The organism is Methanocalculus natronophilus, assembly GCF_038751955.1.
In the GTDB taxonomy this organism is placed as follows: domain Archaea; phylum Halobacteriota; class Methanomicrobia; order Methanomicrobiales; family Methanocorpusculaceae; genus Methanocalculus; species Methanocalculus natronophilus.
In genome coordinates this window covers 1-1,901 of the sequence record NZ_JBCEXH010000015.1, presented here as the reverse complement: position 1 = coordinate 1,901, position 1,901 = coordinate 1, and the positions used below count along the sequence as shown (strand labels likewise).

1 tRNA gene and 1 rRNA gene are annotated in these 1,901 nt (G+C 54.4%); both read left to right on the top strand.

Annotated features, from left to right (window positions below):
- Positions 1 to 258 precede the first annotated feature (258 nt).
- Positions 259 to 1,725 (top strand): 16S ribosomal RNA (locus ABCO64_RS10040).
- 82 nt (positions 1,726 to 1,807) lie between these two features.
- Positions 1,808 to 1,880, top strand: a tRNA-Ala gene (locus tag ABCO64_RS10035).
- Positions 1,881 to 1,901 lie beyond the last annotated feature (21 nt).

Here is a 1,901-nt window from a genome sequence, read left to right as displayed (position 1 = left end):
GGCGTGCGTATAGTATTGTCCTGCAACGCGGTGATGATATCCCGGAGGTTTCCGGGGTGCTGCGATGCTGAATGCGCAGGATTAAATAGATACGCTGCGTATATGGAAACTCCGAAAATTTCAGTGGAGAACCAACGAACCCGGCATTGGACCGGTGTTGGTTCTGACGTTGGCATTGGCAATGCGGACATTCATTGAATGACCGCTGATTTCTGAAAAGTTACAGTCAAGTGAAGTGTGCTTTATCATAAAAATTACATTCTGGTTGATCCTGCCAGAGGCTATTGCTATCAGGGTTTGACTAAGCCATGCGAGTCGAGAGGTGTAAGACCTCGGCATACTGCTCAGTAACACGTGGATAATCTGCCCTCAGGTGAGGAATAATCCCGGGAAACTGGGGCTAATGCCTCATAGGAGACGGGTGCTGGAATGCTCTGTCTCCCAAAGGTCCGCCGCCTGAGGATGAGTCTGCGTCCGATTAGGTTGTTGTTGGGGTAACGGCCCAACAAGCCATTGATCGGTACGGGTTGTGGGAGCAAGAGCCCGGAGATGGATTCTGAGACATGAATCCAGGCCCTACGGGGCGCAGCAGGCGCGAAAACTTTACAATGCGAGCAATCGTGATAAGGAAACCCTGAGTGCCTGTCAATGCAGGCTGTTCTGGTGTCTAACACGCACCAGGAGAAAGGGCGGGGCAAGACCGGTGCCAGCCGCCGCGGTAATACCGGCTGCTCGAGTGATAGCCGCTTTTACTGGGCTTAAAGCGTTCGTAGCTTGGTTGTCAAGTCTCTGGGGAAATCTTCTGGCTTAACCAGAAGGCGTCTCAGGGAAACTGGCGACCTAGGAACCGGGAGAGGTGAGACGTACTTCGGGGGTAGGAGTGAAATCTTGTAATCCCCGAGGGACGACCGATGGCGAAGGCATCTCACCAGAACGGCTTCGACAGTGAGGGACGAAAGCTGGGGGAGCAAACCGGATTAGATACCCGGGTAGTCCCAGCCGTAAACGATGTGCGTTAGGTGTGTCGGTGACCACGAGTCGCCGAGGTGCCGAAGGGAAACCGTGAAACGCACCGCCTGGGAAGTACGGTCGCAAGGCTGAAACTTAAAGGAATTGGCGGGGGAGCACCACAACGGGTGGAGCCTGCGGTTTAATTGGATTCAACGCCGGACAACTCACCGGATACGACAGCGGAATGATAGCCGGGCTGAAGACTCTGCTTGACCAGCTGAGAGGAGGTGCATGGCCGTCGTCAGTTCGTACTGTGAAGCATCCTGTTAAGTCAGGCAACGAGCGAGACCCACGCCAACAGTTGCCAGCATGGTCTCCGGACTGATGGGGACACTGTTGGGACCGCCTCTGCTAAAGGGGAGGAAGGAATGGGCAACGGTAGGTCAGCATGCCCCGAATTATCCGGGCTACACGCGGGCTACAATGGATGGGACAATGGGTTTCGACACCGAAAGGTGAAGGTAATCTCCTAACCCCACCCGTAGTTCGGATTGCGGGCTGCAACTCGCCCGCATGAAGCTGGAATCCGTAGTAATCGCGTCTCACGATGGCGCGGTGAATATGTCCCTGCTCCTTGCACACACCGCCCGTCAAACCACCCGAGTGGGGTCTGGATGAGGCGGCAGTTTATGCTGCTGTCGAATCTAGGTTCCGCAAGGGGGGTTAAGTCGTAACAAGGTAGCCGTAGGGGAATCTGCGGCTGGATCACCTCCTAATGAATAACTTTTCAATTTATATCAGCGGTCGTTCAATGAACCGTAGAATTGCCAGTGTCAACAGGAACAATTAACCAATCGGGCTCATAGCTCAGCTGGAAGAGCGCGGCGTTTGCAACGCCGAGGCCAGGGGTTCAAATCCCCTTGGGTCCACTCCCTTCATTTCTGATTTGA